9 protein-coding genes are annotated in these 18,523 nt (G+C 59.8%); 5 read left to right on the top strand and 4 right to left on the bottom strand.

Going from position 1 to position 18,523, the window contains the following annotated elements; all coding sequences use genetic code 11:
- Positions 1–194 precede the first annotated feature (194 nt).
- A complete protein-coding gene (putA, locus tag LT42_RS18165; RefSeq protein WP_037015965.1) occupies positions 195–4,148 on the top strand; it encodes a trifunctional transcriptional regulator/proline dehydrogenase/L-glutamate gamma-semialdehyde dehydrogenase in 3,954 nt (1,317 codons plus the stop codon).
- 300 nt (positions 4,149–4,448) lie between these two features.
- The gene (locus LT42_RS18170; RefSeq protein WP_037015968.1) at positions 4,449–6,251 is read left to right on the top strand and encodes an acyl-CoA dehydrogenase; all 1,803 of its coding nucleotides are present in this window, start codon (positions 4,449–4,451) and stop codon (positions 6,249–6,251) included.
- 15 nt (positions 6,252–6,266) lie between these two features.
- Here LT42_RS18170 and LT42_RS18175 read toward each other — a convergent pair whose 3' ends face one another.
- Positions 6,267–8,810: a dermonecrotic toxin domain-containing protein gene (locus LT42_RS18175; RefSeq protein WP_037015970.1), complete on the bottom strand. Its 2,544-nt coding sequence runs from the start codon at positions 8,808–8,810 to the stop codon at positions 6,267–6,269.
- A gap of 294 nt (positions 8,811–9,104) precedes the next feature.
- On the opposite strand from LT42_RS18175, the gene LT42_RS18180 reads away from it, so the two are divergent.
- The 3 genes from LT42_RS18180 to selO are packed head-to-tail and all read left to right on the top strand — an operon-like array spanning position 9,105 to position 15,763.
- Positions 9,105–10,847: a potassium/proton antiporter gene (locus LT42_RS18180; protein ID WP_037015973.1), complete on the top strand. Its 1,743-nt coding sequence runs from the start codon at positions 9,105–9,107 to the stop codon at positions 10,845–10,847.
- A 35-nt stretch (positions 10,848–10,882) separates the two neighbouring features.
- Positions 10,883–14,251 carry a mechanosensitive channel MscK gene (mscK, locus tag LT42_RS18185; RefSeq protein WP_037015976.1) on the top strand — a complete coding sequence of 1,123 codons (3,369 nt, stop codon included), beginning with the start codon at positions 10,883–10,885 and terminating at the stop codon, positions 14,249–14,251.
- A 48-nt stretch (positions 14,252–14,299) separates the two neighbouring features.
- A complete protein-coding gene (gene selO / locus LT42_RS18190) occupies positions 14,300–15,763 on the top strand; it encodes a protein adenylyltransferase SelO (protein WP_037015979.1) in 1,464 nt (487 codons plus the stop codon).
- Positions 15,764–15,792: 29 nt separating this feature from the next.
- On the opposite strand, the gene LT42_RS24920 is transcribed toward selO, so the two are convergent.
- The 3 genes from LT42_RS24920 to LT42_RS24925 form a co-directional block, all read right to left on the bottom strand.
- Positions 15,793–16,650 (bottom strand): hypothetical protein, encoded by an 858-nt coding sequence (locus tag LT42_RS24920; RefSeq protein WP_052075327.1) that lies wholly within the window; start codon positions 16,648–16,650, stop codon positions 15,793–15,795.
- Positions 16,651–16,717: 67 nt separating this feature from the next.
- Positions 16,718–17,167, bottom strand: coding sequence for a hypothetical protein (locus LT42_RS18200; RefSeq protein ID WP_037015982.1), 450 nt, complete (start codon positions 17,165–17,167; stop codon positions 16,718–16,720).
- Between the two features lie 125 nt (positions 17,168–17,292).
- Positions 17,293–18,219 (bottom strand): hypothetical protein, encoded by a 927-nt coding sequence (locus LT42_RS24925; protein WP_152597694.1) that lies wholly within the window; start codon positions 18,217–18,219, stop codon positions 17,293–17,295.
- Between the last annotated feature and the right edge of the window lie 304 nt (positions 18,220–18,523).

Raw genomic sequence — 18,523 nt, forward strand, 5'->3', positions numbered from 1 at the left:
TGTCGGTAAGAAGCCCAACCCTGGCTGGGAGCTTATGCCGCATAGGACGCAGCCCGGTCGGATTAAAGCGCTCCACCCAAAGAGCGGTCGAAACACTTTGAAAAAAGCGGTTGCACCCGGTTGCACCCTTGCGATGCCAAGGCTAATCTTGCCCCAGTTAAGCCACATGACCGTGGCTGTCATGAGGACTAGCAATGGCCACCACCACCCTCGGCGTCAAACTCGACGATCCTACCCGCGAGCGACTGAAATCGGCTGCTCAATCCATCGACCGTACACCCCATTGGTTGATCAAGCAGGCGATCTTCAACTATCTCGAGAAGCTCGAGGGCGGTGCGACCCTAAGTGAACTCAGCGGTCTGGGTGGCAAAGATGCCGATGATCAGGGCGACCTGCCCGCTGACGTCGGCCATCAGGCATTCCTTGAATTCGCCGAGAGTATTCTTCCTCAGTCGGTGTTGCGCGCCGCAATCACCTCGGCCTACCGCCGTCCCGAACCTGAAGTAGTGCCCATGCTCATCGAGCAGGCACGATTGCCTGCTCCAATGGCCGACGCCACGCACAAGCTCGCCGCCTCCATAGCGGAAAAATTGCGCAATCAGAAAAGCGCCGGGGGTCGCGCTGGCATCGTCCAGGGGCTGTTGCAGGAGTTTTCGCTGTCCTCGCAGGAAGGCGTGGCGCTGATGTGCCTCGCCGAGGCCTTGCTGCGCATACCTGACAAAGGCACCCGTGACGCCTTGATCCGCGACAAGATCAGCACCGGCAACTGGCACCCGCACCTGGGCAACAGCCCGTCGCTGTTCGTCAACGCCGCCACATGGGGCCTGTTGCTGACCGGTAAACTCGTCAGCACTCACAACGAGGCCGGCCTGACCTCCTCGCTGAGCCGCATCATCGGCAAATCCGGCGAGCCAATGATCCGCAAAGGCGTGGACATGGCCATGCGCCTGATGGGCGAGCAGTTCGTCACCGGCGAAACCATCGCCGAAGCGCTGGCCAACGCCAGCAGGTTCGAGGCAAAAGGCTTCCGCTATTCCTATGACATGCTCGGCGAAGCGGCACTGACCGAGCACGACGCGCAGAAATACCTGGCGTCTTACGAGCAGGCGATTCACTCCATCGGCAAGGCCTCCCATGGCCGCGGCATCTACGAAGGCCCCGGTATCTCAATCAAGTTGTCCGCGTTGCACCCGCGCTACAGCCGCGCACAATACGAGCGCGTCATGGACGAGTTGTACCCGCGCCTGCTGTCACTGACGCTTCTGGCCAAGCAATACGACATCGGCCTGAATATCGATGCCGAAGAGGCCGATCGCCTTGAGCTGTCGCTGGACCTGCTTGAGCGCCTGTGCTTCGAGCCGCAACTGACGGGCTGGAACGGCATCGGGTTTGTGATTCAGGCCTACCAAAAGCGTTGCCCGTACGTGATCGATTACGTCATCGACCTGGCGCGCCGCAGTCGCCACCGCCTGATGATCCGCCTGGTGAAAGGGGCCTACTGGGACAGCGAGATCAAACGCGCCCAGGTTGAAGGACTGGAAGGCTACCCGGTCTACACGCGCAAGGTGTACACCGACGTTTCCTACGTCGCCTGCGCCCGCAAACTGCTGTCGGTGCCGGAAGTCATCTATCCGCAATTTGCGACGCACAACGCCCATACGCTTGCCGCCATCTATCACATCGCCGGGCAGAACTATTACCCCGGCCAGTACGAGTTCCAGTGCCTGCATGGCATGGGCGAACCCCTGTACGAGCAGGTCGTAGGCAAAGTCGCCGACGGCAAGTTGAACCGACCGTGCCGCGTGTACGCGCCTGTCGGTACCCATGAAACGCTGCTGGCGTATCTGGTTCGTCGACTGCTGGAAAACGGCGCCAACACCTCTTTTGTCAACCGGATCGCGGACCAGTCAATCTCGATTCAGGAACTGGTAGCCGATCCGGTGTCCAGCATCGAGCGCATGGCAACGCAGGAAGGCGGTTTTGGCTTGCCACACCCGCGCATTCCATTGCCGCGCGACCTTTACGGCGCCGAGCGCGCCAACTCGGCCGGTATCGACATGGCCAACGAGCACCGCCTGGCATCACTGTCTTCGGCACTCCTCGCCACTGCGCATAACGCCTGGAAGGCCGGTCCGATGCTGGGCTGCCCGGTCAGCGCCGGCACTGAAACGCCGGTCTTGAATCCGTCGGATCTGCGTGACGTCGTCGGCCACGTCCAGGAAGCAACCCTGGAAGACGTTGATAACGCCCTGCTCAGCGCCCTCAGCGCCGGGCCGATCTGGCAAGCGACGCCACCGGCTGAGCGTGCCGCGATCCTGGAGCGCGCCGCGGACCTGATGGAAGCCGAGATACAACCCTTGATGGGCCTGCTGGCTCGCGAAGCCGGCAAGACGTTCGCCAACGCCATCGCCGAAGTGCGCGAGGCTGTGGATTTCCTGCGCTACTACGCGGTCCAGGCACGCAACGATTTCAGCAATGACGCTCACCGTCCACTGGGCCCTGTAGTGTGCATCAGCCCGTGGAACTTCCCGTTGGCCATCTTCAGCGGTCAGGTGGCTGCAGCCTTGGCGGCCGGCAACCCGGTGCTCGCCAAACCCGCCGAACAGACACCACTCATTGCCGCGCAGGCCGTACGCATCCTGCTCGAAGCGGGCATTCCGGAAGGCGTGGTGCAACTGCTCCCTGGCCGCGGTGAAACCGTTGGCGCGCGGTTGGTTGGCGATGATCGCGTCAAGGGCGTCATGTTCACCGGTTCGACCGAAGTTGCCCGCTTGCTGCAGCGCAACGTTGCCGGCCGTCTTGATGCACAGGGCCGCCCTATTCCGCTGATCGCCGAAACTGGCGGCCAGAACGCAATGATCGTCGACTCCTCGGCGCTCACCGAGCAAGTGGTCATCGACGTCGTGTCGTCTGCGTTCGACAGCGCCGGCCAGCGCTGCTCCGCCTTGCGCGTCCTGTGCTTGCAGGAAGACTCTGCGGATCGCGTCATTGAAATGCTCAAAGGCGCGATGGCCGAGAGCCGTCTGGGTAACCCGGAGCGACTGTCGGTAGACATCGGCCCGGTCATCGATCAGGAAGCCAAGGCCGGCATCGAGAAGCACATTCAGGCCATGCGCGACAAAGGCCGCAACGTGTATCAGGTTGCCATTGCCGACAGCGACGAGATCAAGCGCGGTACCTACGTGATGCCGACGCTGATCGAACTCGACAGCTTCGACGAACTGCAGCGCGAAATCTTCGGCCCGGTATTGCACGTCGTGCGCTATAAGCGCCGCGAGCTTGACCAACTGATCGCGCAAATCAATGCGTCGGGTTACGGCCTGACACTCGGCGTGCATACACGCATCGACGAGACCATTGCCAAGGTCATCGACAACGTCAACGCCGGCAACATGTACGTCAACCGCAACATCGTGGGTGCTGTCGTCGGTGTGCAGCCGTTTGGTGGCGAAGGGCTGTCGGGCACCGGGCCAAAAGCCGGTGGCCCGCTGTACCTTTACCGTTTGCTGTCAACGCGCCCCGCCGACGCCGTGCAGAAGTCCTTCGCGACGCGGGATGCGCAACAGGTGCCGGACACTCGCATGCAGGAGTCGATGCTCAAGCCGTTGATCGCGCTCAAGGCGTGGGCGGGCAAGCACCAGCTCAATGAGCTGGAAGCCTTGTGCAATCAGTTCGCCGAACAGTCGCAGAGTGGCGTGACACGCATGCTCATGGGCCCGACCGGCGAGCGCAACAGCTACAGCATCCTGCCGCGCGAACACGTGTTGTGTCTGGCCGAAGACGAGACGGACCTGCTGGCGCAACTGGCAGCAGTCATGGCAGTGGGCAGCACGGCGATCATCCCGGACGGAGAGCCGGGCAAATCGCTGCGTAGCCGTCTGCCTAAAGAGGTGCAGGCACGTCTCAAACTGGTTGCCGACTGGAACAAGGACGAGGTCGCGATTGATGCGGTGCTGCATCACGGGGACTCCGACCAACTGCGCGCGATCTGCCAACAGGTCGCCCAGCGCAGCGGCGCTATCATCGGCGTGCATGGCCTCTCCAAAGGCGAGACCAACATTGCACTGGAACGTCTGGTGATCGAGCGCGCGCTGAGCGTGAACACGGCAGCAGCAGGCGGCAACGCAAGCCTGATGACCATCGGATAAACCGGCAGTGTGAACCCGGCGTTTTTGAAAATGTCGGGGGTCCGGCCTGATAACGGTGTACGAGTGCAGAAGCGCGCTTGCCTGCGAGTGAACCAAGTCAAAACCCCAGCGGGTATGACTTGCAGCATTCGGGGGCAAGCGCGTTCGTGAACCCGATGCGGCCAGCATGCTTTTACCGTTTGATACGCCCATCACGCGCATCAATCATCCTGTTCACCCCAATCCCTCCCCCCTAGACTCGACGGCACATCACGCACAGGGCTCATGAGCCCAAGCCAACCCAAAAAAAGGTACGCCGTCATGTCCGAGACGCTGCTCAGTTCCCGAAATCTGGCTTTCGAGCTGTACGAAGTGCTGGATGCCGAGGCGCTGACACAACGTGAGCGGTTCGCCGAGCACAGCCGGGAGACCTTTGATGCGGCGATCAGCACGGCACGCACCATCGCAGAGAAATACTTCGCGCCACACAATCGTAAAAATGACGAAAACGAGCCTCGCTTCGAGAACGGCGCAGCGGTTCTGATTCCTGAGGTTAAGCCCGCCGTCGATGCCTTCCTGGAAGCGGGTTTTCTCAACGCAGCGCGTGACTTCGACGTCGGCGGCATGCAGCTGCCTACCTTGTTGTCTCAGGCGTGCTTCGCGCATTTCCAGTCCGCCAATGCCGCCACGGCGTCGTACCCGTTTCTGACGATGGGCGCGGCGAACCTTATCGAGAACTTCGGCACAGACGAACAAAAACAGCGCTTTCTACAGCCGATGATCGAGGGCCGTTTCTTCGGCACCATGGCCTTGACGGAGCCCCACGCCGGCTCCTCGCTGTCAGACATTCGCACCCGCGCCGAGCCTGCTGGGGACGGCACCTACCGCCTGCGCGGCAACAAGATTTTTATTTCAGGGGGCGATCACCCGCTTTCCGAAAACATTGTCCATCTGGTCCTGGCGAAACTGCCTGACGCGCCGCCGGGCGTGAAGGGTATCTCGTTGTTCATCGTGCCGAAGTTTCTGGTTCATGAAGACGGCAGCCTGGGCGCGCGTAACGACGTTGCGCTGGCAGGGCTTTTCCACAAGATGGGCTGGCGCGGCACCACCTCTACCGCGTTGAACTTCGGGGACAACGGGCAGTGCGTGGGTTATCTGGTGGGTCAGCCGCATCAGGGCCTGAGCTGCATGTTCCAGATGATGAATGAGGCACGCATCGGCGTCGGCATGGGAGCGGTCATGCTGGGTTACGCCGGCTACCTGTATTCACTGGAATATGCACGCGAACGCCCGCAAGGTCGGCTGCCCGACAGCAAGGCGCCGGACGGTGCGCCCGTTTCCATCATCCAGCACGCCGACGTCAAACGCATGCTGCTGATGCAGAAGGCTTATGTCGAGGGCTCCTTCGACCTGGGTCTGTACGCCGCCCGGCTGTTCGACGACACGCAGACAGGCGCAAGCGAGGACGTGCGAAAGCATGCTCACGAACTGCTTGATCTGTTGACGCCCATCGTTAAATCCTGGCCCTCGGAGTTCTGCCTGAAGGCCAACGAACTGGCGATTCAGGTGCTCGGAGGCCATGGCTACACACGTGAATACCCCGTCGAGCAGTACTACCGTGACAATCGGCTGAACCCTATCCATGAGGGCACTCACGGGATTCAGTCGCTCGACTTGCTGGGGCGCAAACTGGCGCAGAACGGCGGCGCCGGACTCAAACAACTGCTGAGGCTGATTGTCGGCACCTGCGAGCGCGCCAAGGCGGATGACGCGCTTGTCCCTTTGCGCCAGCCGCTTGAGCAACTGGTTGCCCGGTTGCAAACCGTCACCCTCGGTTTGCTGACCGACCTGAGCCAGGGCAAGGTCAATGCCACGCTGGCCAACTCGGCTCTCTACCTTAAAGCGTTCGGTCATACCGTCATCGGCTGGCGCTGGCTGGAGCAGGCGATTCGGGCCCAGGAGGGTCTGGATAATGCCAGCGAGGCGGACGTTGCTTTCTACAAAGGCAAACTGCAGGCGGCCCGTTACTTCCTGACGTGGGAAGTACCGGGCTGTCACCATGAGCTGGCCATCCTCGAAAAACGCGATGACGCGTGCCTTTCGATGCAGGAAAGCTGGTTCTGACCGATCGTTGTTCCGCTAAAACGCCGGCGTCGGAAAAAAACGTTCAGTCAGTTGCTGCGCGCTGCTGCCCAGCCGCGCTGCATATTGCGCGCGACTGAACGCCTCTCCGGTGCGCAAATCCAGCAATTGGCGTCCCTCTATTGGGCCCTCGATTTCGCGCAGCTGCACTTTCATGAACTGATAAAACGTACCGAGCACCTGCTCGATACTTTCGATGCGGAAGTAATGGCCCGGCAGAAAGATCGCCTCGGCCTCCTCCGGATTTGCCGAAAAAGGCGCAACGGGTACAGCGTTCAAGTAGTCCTTTTCCGGCAGCACGAACACCACGCTGGTGTCGTCGAAGCGGATCGGTGCCGTCGTCGCGCTGGCATGTATCCCCTCCTGATTGCTGGCGAACGTACGCGCCATGTAAGGGTTTTCGCTGAACGATGTGATGTCGGTGGTAACGAGCACATCGCCCGCCCGAACATCGCCCGTGCGGAAAAACGCACCGGACGTCCCGCGCGCCCCGCTGCCACCGCGGTATAGAGCGACATCGTTGTTCCTGCCCACGGTGACGACGTCGTCCACGAACCGCTGGAGCATGTCGACCTGATCGGGATACTTCGGCACTCCTGTGCGCAGGAACTGGTTGTAGGCGTCATCTTCCTGAGTGTATTGCGTAATACTGGCGGCGAAATGGTCGCCTTCATGGGTGCGGAACACGCGGTGTTTGGCACCCCATTCGTCGAAGTGAACGTCTTCACCTTCGGAATCGGTGGTGACGGTTTCGTAGGGGTCCATTCGGAAGGCCTCGACGACGGTCTCCTGACGCGCCATTGCAGCCTCGGAGTAGAGCTTTTCGTCGAACAGGTTCAGCTGCATGAAGCGGTCCCAGAACGCGGACTGCACGGTGACAAATCGGGGCTGGGAAACAGCGACAATCGCACCGTCCATGGGCGATCCTCCGGCGAGGCGCAGGGGTGACAGTCCTTTCCAGCCAGCGTGCGCGTCGTATGCCACCCCATAGCGGCCGTTGAAAGCAAACGGGTTGCCTGGGTCGACAACCACCCAACCGCCCAGGCTTTCATCGAAGCTGACGCGATGCGCCTCGGCCCCGATCAATATCCACATCTCGCCGTTGTCCAGTCGGTGAATCCCTTCAAAACGCGCCTCCCCAAGCTCTGGAATTGCCGGCTCAAGCACGACATCCCCACTCATGCCCGCCAGAGGGTTGCCAGCCAACTCGCCCAGCGGTGGCCGGATTCGCGGCGCCGCCACACAGATATCCGCGCTCATTCGAGTGAGTAAAGGCAGATTAAAAAGCAAATATATGGCGCTACTGATTGCACCCTGCACGCCCGCCCGGCGCTGCTCAGCGGTTTTGCCACTGGCGGCCAGATCGATACTCAGGCCGACGCCGATGGCGCTGGCACCAACCACCGCCAGCGCCATCGGCCAGCCCAGGACGGCGAGGTTGCCGGACACTGACAGGAAGGCGTTCAAATAGCCGAGCCAGATTTGCTTGCGCAGGTCGCCATTGCTGGTCAACAAGGTGTCGGCGTCCTGCATCATGTCCCTGCGCGCCATGTCCCGTAGATAAGCAAATGGATCACCCGGGATGGGATCAGCACTGCGATTGACCAGCCGGGCCGGGCCGTCAAGGTCTTGCTCCCGGCTTAGCAGCAGGGCTACGTCGCGCTGAAACGCCTGGCGATGTGCTTGCCAGTCATCCGGCGAACGCAAAAACCGGGCACAGATGGCGACACGGGTTCTCAGGGAAAGGAACTGCCCCTTCAACCATTCGTAAAGCTGCTGATGGGTATCGAAACAGCGGAAGGGCTCTTCATCCCCACAGAGATAGATCATCTGCCGCCCGCCCTCACCAGCGATGCGCAGTACGTCCCGCGCCTTGAACTCGCCCAACTCCAGATAAAACATGCCGAGCGATGGCAAGCGAAGCTGCGCAAGACTTGGTACTGGGTCGGGGTCTGGCGTGATTGCGCGGCGCAGCACATGGAAGTCAGCCAGGGAAAGACGGTGCCGGCCGACACTTTCACCCGCATGAGCGAGGAAACTGGCTTTGGCGAGCAGGCAGAAGTCATCACTGTGCTGCGCCCAGAACCGGTCCATCTGGCGCCGGTAGCCTGCACTGAAATCCAGCGCCCAGAAATCTTCGAGGACCTCCGCCGGTAACAGGCGCACCTCATTGCGTTCATCAAAACGCTCATGGGTCGGCCCGTCCGTGTAAAAACCGCCGTAAAGCGACAGTTCATCCACAGACTGCTGATCGGCGGCATCAAAACGATGAAGCAGTAACTCGATCATGGTCATCGACTGGACAGGCTTACCACCATGCCTCCAGCCCGTGAACGACCGCGAACTGCTGCTGGCCGTCGAGAAACGGTGCCAGTACACCTGACCGGGATCGAGATGCTGACCGGTGTGTTTGAAGATGATGCGTTGTGCGGCGGACCTGGCCAATTCGTGAAGGTCGGGATATGCCGCGGCGTAACGCCTGGCTATTTGCTTGAGCTGTCGTTCATCGGATGTGGCAACTGCCGTGTTTGAACCCTGCATGGCGTGAATCGCTTCTGGCTAAAAGGAAGCCCGACGTGATCAGAAGTCGAATCGCCATGTGACATACATATTTATGACGGCCAAAAGTCGATGACTCGCCTGGAAAGGGATCAGCAGGGAGTTGAGGTGCTATCGCGCAACGCCGTTCAAACCTGACCACGGGTCCATACAGCGCGCCATCACGAATTACGCTTTGACAGCCAACCAATTCAACGGGTTAAATCCCTTGGCACGCGGACTGCATGGTCAGTTCGCGCCCTCGTTCGTTTGAATTCGTTTTCTGGAGTACCGCCCTTGGATGCCACGACCATCAACAGCCTGTTCCTGATCGGCGCGTTGCTGGTGGCTGCAAGTATTCTCGTCAGCTCGCTGTCCTCGCGCCTGGGTATCCCGATTCTGGTGATCATCCTGGCCGTCGGCATGGTGGCGGGGGTCGATGGCGGCGGCATCATCTTCGATAACTACCCGACGGCATATCTGGTCGGCAACCTGGCCCTGGCGGTGATTCTGCTCGACGGCGGCTTGCGCACACGGGTGGCCAGTTTCCGGGTTGCCCTCTGGCCGGCCTTGTCGCTGGCGACGGTGGGGGTGTTGATTACCACGGGCCTGACGGGGATGGTCGCCGCGTGGTTATTTGACCTCAATATCATTCAGGGCCTGCTGATCGGCGCCATTGTCGGCTCGACCGACGCCGCAGCGGTGTTCTCGCTGCTGGGCGGCAAAGGCCTGAACGAGAGGGTCACGGCCAGCCTTGAAATCGAGTCAGGCAGCAACGACCCCATGGCGGTGTTCCTCACCGTGACGTTGATCGACATGCTCGCCAGCGGCCAGACCGGTCTGCACTGGGGCTTGCTGGGTCATCTGATTCAGGAGTTCGGAATAGGCGGCATCATTGGCCTGGGCGGTGGCTGGATCATGCTCCAGCTGGTCAACCGTATAAACCTGGCCAACGGTCTTTACCCTATTCTGGTGGTGGCCGGCGGTCTGGCCGTTTTCGCCCTGACCAACGCCATTCATGGCAGCGGCTTCCTTGCGGTGTACCTGTGTGGTCTGGTGTTGGGCAACAAGCCCATTCGCAGCCGTCACGGCATCCTGCACATGCTCGACGGCATGGCGTGGCTGGCGCAGATCGGCATGTTCCTCGTGCTGGGGCTGTTGGTCACGCCACACGATCTGCTGCCAATTGCGCTTCCCGCCCTGGGTCTGGCGCTGTGGATGATCCTGGTGGCGCGGCCACTGTCGGTACTGGCTGGCCTGCTGCCTTTCCGAGTGTTCCACGGCCGGGAAAAGGCGTTCATCGCCTGGGTCGGCCTGCGCGGCGCGGTGCCGATCATTCTGGCGGTGTTTCCGCTCATGGCCGGTCTGCCCCATGCACAGCTGTACTTCAATCTCGCGTTCTTCATCGTGCTGGTGTCACTGCTGGTGCAAGGCACCAGCCTGCCGTGGGTGGCGAAGTGGCTGAAAGTCACCGTACCGCCAGACCCCGCGCCGATATCGCGCGCGGCGCTGGAAGTGCATGTCACCAGCGAGTGGGAGTTGTTCGTGTATCGTCTCGGCGCCGAAAAGTGGTGCATCGGCGCTGCATTGCGCGAGCTGAAAATGCCGGAAGGCACGCGTATCGCCGCCCTCTTTCGCGGTCAGCAACTGCTCCATCCGTCGGGTAGTACGGTGCTGGAGGTCGGCGACCTGCTCTGCGTTATCGGCCACGAACATGACCTTCCTGCCTTGGGCAAGCTATTCAGCCAAGCCCCGCAACGCGGTCTGGATCTGCGCTTCTTCGGCGACTTCGTGCTCGAAGGAGACGCTGAACTGGGGGCTGTCGCGGCGCTTTACGGCCTCAAGCTCGACGGGCTGGACCCTGGAATGCCGCTGAGTCAGTTCATCATTCAGAAGAACCGCGGCGCGCCGATTGTCGGCGACCAGGTCGAATGGAATGGAACTATTTGGACCGTCGCCGTTATGGACGGGAACAAGATCCTCAAAGTGGGCGTCAGATTCCCCGAAGGTAGCCGCCCGGGTCCAGGGTTGTTCCTTTAAACTGCCCCCCATTCTGTTCGCTTGACCCGGTGTCTATGTTCTCGCTGCGTAATGTTTTTGCCTCGGCCCTGCTTGGGCTATGCCTCTTCTGCGTACCGGCGCTCGCCGCCGATACGCCCCCATTGTCCAGCGAGGCCGTACAGCGCAGCCTGGACAAAATCGCCGATCGCAAACTGTCCGCTGACGACCAGAAAGCCCTGCAGCAAGTGCTGGAGCAGACGCTGACATTTCTGGCCAGCCAGAAGGATAACCAGCAAAAGCTTGAAGACCTGAAAAAGCAGCTCGCCGACGCCCCCCGGCAAACGACCGAAAACCAGCGGGAGCTGACCCAGCTCAAGGCCAGTAAGGTCATTCCTGTGGCTCAGCGCTACGCCAGCCTGGACGTGCCCAAACTTGAGCAGATGCTGAGTCAGCGCAGCGCCCAGCAGGCTGACCTGCAAAAGGCCCTAAACGATGCCAACAGCCTGACCATCACCGCGCAGACCCGCCCCGAACGTGCCCAGGCCGAGATCAGCAGCAGCCAGACACGCACTCAGGCGATCAACAATATTCTCAAATCCGGCAAGGACGGCGGCAAAGCCATCAACGCCGATCAGCGCAACGCCCTGAATGCCGAACTCGCGTCGATCAACGCCTTGATCGCCCTGCGCCGCCAGGAACTTGCCGGCAATAGCCAGTTGCAGGACCTCGGCGGGAGCCAGCGCGACCTGCTCACGGAAAAGGTCAATCGTCAGGATCAGGAAATTCAGGACCTGCAGACGCTGATCAATGAGAAGCGCCGCGCCCAGTCACAGGAAACCGTGACGCAGCTATCTCTTGAAGCCCAGAAAGCCGGGGGCAGCAGCCTCTTGACCAGTGAGAGCGACGCCAACCTCAAGCTTTCGGATTACCTGCTGCGAGGCACTGACCGACTCAACGACCTTACCCAGCAGAACCTGAAAACCAAGACCCAGCTCGATGCGCTGACCCAGACCGATCAAGCGCTGGATGAACAGATCAACGTCTTGAGCGGCAGCCTGCTGCTGTCCAAAATCCTCTACAAACAGAAGCAGTCGCTGCCCAAGCTCAAGCTCGACAGTGGCTTGGCTGACGAAATCGCTGACATTCGGCTGTACCAATTCGAGGTCAACCAGCAACGCGAGCAGATGAGCAGCCCCAGTGCGTATGTCGATACACTCCTGGCCACGCAAAAACCGGAAGACGTCACGCCCGCGTTGCGCAAAACCCTGCTGGATCTGGCCACCACCCGCAGCGATTTGCTGGAACGCTTGAATCGAGAGCTGAGTGCGCTTCTCAACGAATCCATCACCCTGCAGCTCAATCAGAAGCAGTTGGTCAGCACGGCCATGAGCCTGCGCGAAACCCTCGACGAGCAGATGTTCTGGATCCCCAGCAACAAGCCGCTGGACCTGGAGTGGTTTGAACGCATCAAGCCGCGCCTGATCAAGCAGCTGACCACATTGCCGTGGACGTCGAGCATCAGCGAACTCTACGACGGGCTGGCGCAACGACCGCTGATCTTCCTGCCGCTGTTTCTGGTGATCGGCGCGTTGATGTGGAAGCGCAAAGCGCTGTACGACAAGCTCAACCGCCTGCACGCTGACATCGGCCACTTCAAGCGGGATCGGCAATGGCAAACGCCGCTGGCGATTTTTATCAACGTTCTGCTGGCCATGCCGTTGTCGCTCACCCTGGCGGTGTGCGCGTTCGCGCTGCAGATCGATGCGCGAGGCCAAAACGTCAATCTGGGCTCGGCGCTTCTCCAGATCGCTTTGGCCTGGCTGCTGTTCTACACCGCCTACCGGATTCTTGCGCCGGGCGGCGTCGCGCAACTGCACTTCCGCTGGGAAAAACCTCAGGTCGAATTTTTGCGCGGCTGGATCCGCCGTCTGGGTCTGGTGGTGCTGGCGTTGGTGACGGTGGTGGCAGTGGCCGAGCACGAGCCCTCGGCCCTTGCCGATGACGTCATTGGCATCGGCGTGGTCCTCACCTGTTACTCGCTGATGACCTGGCTGCTGGCGCGCCTGTTGCTGACCAGCCCCACTCACCAGAACGCTTCACTGTTCCGTCGCGCAGTAGGGTTGGCCTTTACTGCCATGCCCGTCGCGCTCTTTGTTGCGGTGTGCTTCGGCTATTACTACACCGCTCTGAAACTCAGTGACCGTCTGATCGATACGCTGTACCTGCTGATGCTGTGGCTGGTCATCGAGGCGGCGTTCGTCCGCGGGCTGAGTGTGGCTGCACGCCGACTGGCATATCAACGCGCGTTGAGCAAACGTCAGGCAGCCAAGGAAGCGGGCGAAGGCGAGACCCTGATCGAAGAGCCCACGCTGGATATCGAACAGGTCAACCAGCAGTCGCTGCGCCTGATTCGCCTGGCGCTGATCGCCGGTTTCATCGGCGCTCTTTACTTCGTCTGGGCCGATTTGATTTCGGTCTTCTCTTACCTCGATAACATCACGCTGTACGAATACACGAGCGGCACCGGCACAAACATCAGCATGGTGCCGATCAGCCTTGGCGACCTGATTGGGGCACTGGTGATCATCGGCATCACCTTCGTGCTGGCGGGCAACTTGCCGGGCCTGCTGGAAGTGCTCGTGCTGTCGAAGCTCAATCTAAAGCAGGGCAGTTCGTACGCGACCACGACCTTGCTGTCGTACACCATCGCCGGCATCGGTTTTGTCTCGACGCTCTCCGCACTTGGCGTGAGCTGGGACAAGTTGCAGTGGCTGGTGGCCGCCCTGTCGGTCGGCCTGGGCTTCGGCATGCAGGAGATCTTCGCGAACTTCATCTCCGGCATCATGATCCTCTTCGAGCGCCCGGTACGAATCGGCGACACCATCACCATCGGCAATCTGTCGGGCACCGTCAGCAAGATCCGTATCCGCGCGACCACCATTACCGACTTCGACCGCAAGGACATCATTGTCCCGAACAAGACCTTCATCACCGGGCAACTGATCAACTGGTCGCTGACCGACACCATCACCCGTGTGACATTGAAGCTGGGTGTTGACTACGGCTCTGACCTGGACCTGGTGCGCAACCTCTTGCTCAAGGCCGCTCGGGAAAACCCGCGGGTATTGAAAGAGCCCGAGCCGATCGTTTACTTCCTCAACTTTGGCGAAAGCACTCTTGATCACGAGTTGCGTATGCATGTGCGCGATCTGGGCGACCGCAATCCGGTGCTCGACGAGATCAACCGATTTATCAACAAGGAATTCAAAAAGCAGCACATCAACATCTCGTTCCGGCAGATGGAGGTTTACCTCAAGAACATGCAGGGGCAGGAGTACAAGATGGTGCCCATTGAGTCCGAACAGAAAACCATTTCGTCCCCTGCCGCCGTTCCGCCTGCGCCCAAGGACGCACCGGAGCCGCCGGAAGTCAGGCTCGACTGACCTGGAAAAACCTAACAGAATGGTCGGACATTCTGCTGGAGGCATCCCATGAAAGCCCTTGATGAGCTGACCTTCGATAATCGTTTCGCCCGGCTGGGCGATGCGTTTTCGACCTCCGTTCTGCCCGAGCCTATTGCCGAGCCGCGGCTGGTGGTCGCCAGCGAAGCGGCCCTCGGCTTGCTCGATCTGGCTCCCGCCGAGGCAGATCAGCCTCTGTTTGCCGAACTCTTCAGTGGCCACAAACTGTGGGCTGAAGCAGAACCGCGCGCGATGGTGTATTCCGGGCATCAGTTCGGTTCATACAATCCACGTCTGGGTGACGGTCGTGGTCTGTTGCTCGGCGAGGTGTATAACGACGCCGGCGAGCACTGGGATCTGCATCTGAAAGGTGCCGGGCAAACACCCTATTCCCGCATGGGCGACGGTCGGGCGGTGTTGCGCTCCTCGATACGCGAGTTTCTGGCCTCAGAAGCCCTGCACGCCTTGCGCATTCCGACCAGCCGCGCCGCCTGTGTGATCGGCTCCAGTACGCCGGTGTGGCGAGAAACGGAAGAGCGCGCGGCGATGGTGCTGCGCCTGGCGCAAAGCCACGTGCGCTTCGGTAGCCTTGAGTATTTCTTCTACACCAAGCAACCCGAGCAATTGAAGCAACTGGCTGAGCACGTGCTGTCCATGCACTATCCGGAATGCCTTGAGCAGCCCGAGCCCCACCTGGCCATGTTCCGCACCATCGTCGAGCGTCAGGCCGAACTGATTGCGAAGTGGCAGGCTTATGGTTTCTGTCACGGCGTGATGAACACCGACAACATGTCGATACTGGGCATCACCTTCGACTTCGGGCCGTTCGCGTTTCTGGATGACTTCGACCAGCATTTCATCTGCAACCACTCCGACCATGAAGGCCGTTACTCCTTCAGCAATCAGGTGCCTATCGGGCAGTGGAACCTGAGCGCGCTGGCCCAGGCGCTCACCCCGTTCGTCAGTGTCGAGGCGTTGCGTGAGGCGCTGGAGCTTTTCCTGCCAATCTATCAGGCGCACTACCTTGACCTGATGCGCCGCCGGTTGGGATTGACCACAGCCGAAGATGACGATGCCGACTTGATTGCCCGCCTGCTTCAACTGATGCAGAACAGCGGAGTCGACTACACGTTGTTTTTCCGCCATTTGGGGGAAGAAACAGCCGAGGTCGCCGTGGGCAAGTTGCGTGATGACTTTGTCGACATGCTCGGTTTTGACGCCTGGGCCGACGCCTACAAAGCTCGCATCGCGCGCGAACCCGCGTCCAGCCAGCAAGACCGGCGCACACGCATGCATGCGGTCAATCCGCTGTACATCCTGCGCAACTATCTGGCCCAACGCGCCATCGAGGCCGCTGAACAAGGCGATTACAGCGAAGTCCGCCGCCTGCATCAGGTATTGTGCAAACCGTTCGAAGAGCAGCCCGGCATGGAAAGCTACGCACAGCGCCCGCCAGATTGGGGCAAGCATCTGGAGATCAGCTGTTCGTCTTGAGTGCGCAGCAGCAACGGCGTGGCGCAGGTTCAGGCACTCGACTTGACCTCTGCCGGCGTCTGCGATGGAGTGGGCTTTTCGTTGGAGCGATCCCCGGCATTGAGGCGCTTGTCTTGCGGGACGAGCGCCGCCGCCAGGATATCGAACAGGTTCATTTCTCCCATTAACAACTTGTCTTGATTGTCAGGCGTGCGCGCCACCTCTTCCGCAATTCTTGCTTCCATCTCGGCCTCGTAATTGGGGGGATACCGATTCTGGACCTTTTCGATCATCGGCAACGCTTTGTAATAATCCAGAACCTCCCGCAGGAATACGGGTACCTTGCCGGTGGCGCTGCTTTCAAGTTGACTTCGAGCGACGGCGGCGCTGGCCCATTTGTATTCCATTTGAGCACTCGAGCACCACGCAGCTCGCCTCTCGTTGATCGTATAGCCACCACGGTCGTCATAAGCAATCAATAGCAACTGATCCCGAGAAAGCCCTGGAAACGGGCTTTTCAGGTCTGTATCGCCTCGACTTGAGCTATTGACGTACTCCGTAGCAAGCCTGGCGCGTTGCAAAATATCCGGATCATCGGTCTGTGGCATTTCTACATCATGCCGCGCCTTACCGACCTTATATCCGTCAAACAGGAATTTGCTTTGTTGCTTCACCGCATAAGCTGCCAACTCATCCCGAGACATACTTAGCTCTCGCTCACTTGCTCTATCTGCGCTGGCGCTGAGTTGCCGCGCCATAACTGACAGGCTTTCGACTGTCGTCACCGAAGCGTTCAAAACAGGGAGTTCAGTTTCGGCATTCACGCTCGGCAGCTTGATCCCATTTGTTTTTGGAACTTCAAGAGGTACAGAAAAGTTGCCGGACGACGAACTCACGGTTATGTGCATGAAAACTCCTTCTTGAAGCTGACCTCAATGAGGCCGCACGGCCAGGCGTGCGAGCCCCAAGATACGATCAGCGCATGACGAAACTCACGTTCCAGTCGTGGTTTGAATAATTAACGGAAGTCACATTGACGTCACATATCGCCCCGCCGCTGGCAATGGCACTCCTGTTCCACTTGGGCATACGAACGCCGCCCAGGGTAGTGCTCATCAAATAGCTGGTCGTAAATTGGCAGGATTTGACCCCTGCCTGATATCGAACGGTGGCATAGGTGATTGGCGAAGTCCCGTTTGCGCTAACTGTAAAACTGGATGAACCACCCGCGACTACCTTTCCGGGCTTGGGCGATGCGTTAAGGTAAGTTGCTACGTCATTACGGCTGTTGTCACGCACGTACAAGGCGTCATCAGCAGTATTATTTTTGAAGTTCACTACTACCTTGGGTGCCGCGTAAACCAGCTCCCCCATCGCTAACGCGCAAAGTGCCAGCCATACATTAGCTTTCTTTATAGTGCTCATTTTTAGATCCTCCTTTTTATTAGATCTAAAAAAAGCTAATCAGGCATTACGCTCAATGCCAACTACCCGATCGGATAGGCGCTTTAGAGCGATGTGAATATTCAGCATCAACTCCGCCGAAACTGTCACGTTCGTACCGAAGGGCTCGGCGCACCGCAAGGCTGGGTATCGATTGGAGAAGCCGAGGTCTTTTCGAAGGTCTGCGCCGCTGTCGTTGGCGCCGGCGAGGTGCGGGGCGTAAATTTCCCGGCAGTAACGACAGTGTTCGAATCGGCTTTCTTGTCTTTGGCGTTCGAGATACCCGCGAGGATGTCGTAGAGCGTCAATTTGCGGTTCGTCGCCGCGCGCTCAAACGCGCCCGGCAAACTCGGCAGCGTGGGGTCAGACTGCATCCTGGCCCGCACCATCGACTCGACGTCTTTGGGGTAGCTCACTGCCCTCTCGATGGTCGGCAGCGATTTAAGGTAATTCAGAGTGGCGTCATAAAACCGGGACGCCTTTTCTGTCCGGGCTTGCTCCATCACGCCCTCGCCGATTGCCACTGAGCGCCAGTGGTCGTCCATCTTCTGCACGCCCTGCCAGGCTGCACGCCGCTCGTTGAGCGTGAAGGCTCCACTGTCGTCAAAGGTGATCAAATTCAGTTGCTCGCGGGAGAGGTTCTCGAACGGGCTCCTGGCGTTTTTGTCACCGGCCAATGTTCGGGTCACGAACGCACTGGCCTCGCGCGCCCGGTCCAGCAATTCCGGGTCATTTGTCTTCGGTACTTCCATCGCACGTGTACCGCTATTGGCCTCACGGGATTCGATCAAAAACTCGTTGATGTGAGTGCGTCCGTATCGTCCCAGTTCAGCGTGGGTCATTCCGGCATCCCGCTTTGCCGCCCGCGCGGCGCTCTCGTTAAGTTGGGCGGCGAGTGTCGAGAAAGAGGCCTTGTCGGCACTTGGCTTTGCGGCCTCACCCACCGTTTTTGCTGCACTATCGGTGACAGAGCCGAGGACAGGCGTTTTGGTTGAGACGATCGCTGCAACAGCGGCCTGGATCTGGCTAATCATGTACGACTCCCTGGCAATGATGATGGCAGGGGCCATTGCGCATGGTCGTCAACCGACCCCTCGCGCTGACACTAGCGAGGGTCGGGGATGACGACCAGCTGGGCGATCGGGCAGTACTTTCGGATAGATCATGCTTGGAGAACGTCGTTCGAGCCCTATGGCCAAAGGTTCAGGCAGAGACTAATCAGGGAGTTTGTTGCGTTTGCAAGCCAGAGGTTTCAGCCGCTTTGCAACCAAGTTCAAGCGCAGACTTGGAAGCGGGTCACAGTTTAGTTTTATCAGTGCCCGTCGTCTTAACCAACTG

The organism is Pseudomonas lutea (assembly GCF_000759445.1).
Lineage (GTDB): Bacteria > Pseudomonadota > Gammaproteobacteria > Pseudomonadales > Pseudomonadaceae > Aquipseudomonas > Aquipseudomonas lutea.

Coding starts and splice junctions, on each gene's coding strand:
- putA (WP_037015965.1), top strand. CDS start 195: ATGGCCACCACCACCCTCGGCGTCAAACTCGACGATCCTACCCGCGAG.
- LT42_RS18170 (WP_037015968.1), top strand. CDS start 4,449: ATGTCCGAGACGCTGCTCAGTTCCCGAAATCTGGCTTTCGAGCTGTAC.
- LT42_RS24920 (WP_052075327.1), bottom strand. CDS start 16,650: ATGCACATAACCGTGAGTTCGTCGTCCGGCAACTTTTCTGTACCTCTT.
- selO (WP_037015979.1), top strand. CDS start 14,300: ATGAAAGCCCTTGATGAGCTGACCTTCGATAATCGTTTCGCCCGGCTG.
- LT42_RS18175 (WP_037015970.1), bottom strand. CDS start 8,810: ATGCAGGGTTCAAACACGGCAGTTGCCACATCCGATGAACGACAGCTC.
- mscK (WP_037015976.1), top strand. CDS start 10,883: ATGTTCTCGCTGCGTAATGTTTTTGCCTCGGCCCTGCTTGGGCTATGC.
- LT42_RS24925 (WP_152597694.1), bottom strand. CDS start 18,219: ATGATTAGCCAGATCCAGGCCGCTGTTGCAGCGATCGTCTCAACCAAA.
- LT42_RS18200 (WP_037015982.1), bottom strand. CDS start 17,167: ATGAGCACTATAAAGAAAGCTAATGTATGGCTGGCACTTTGCGCGTTA.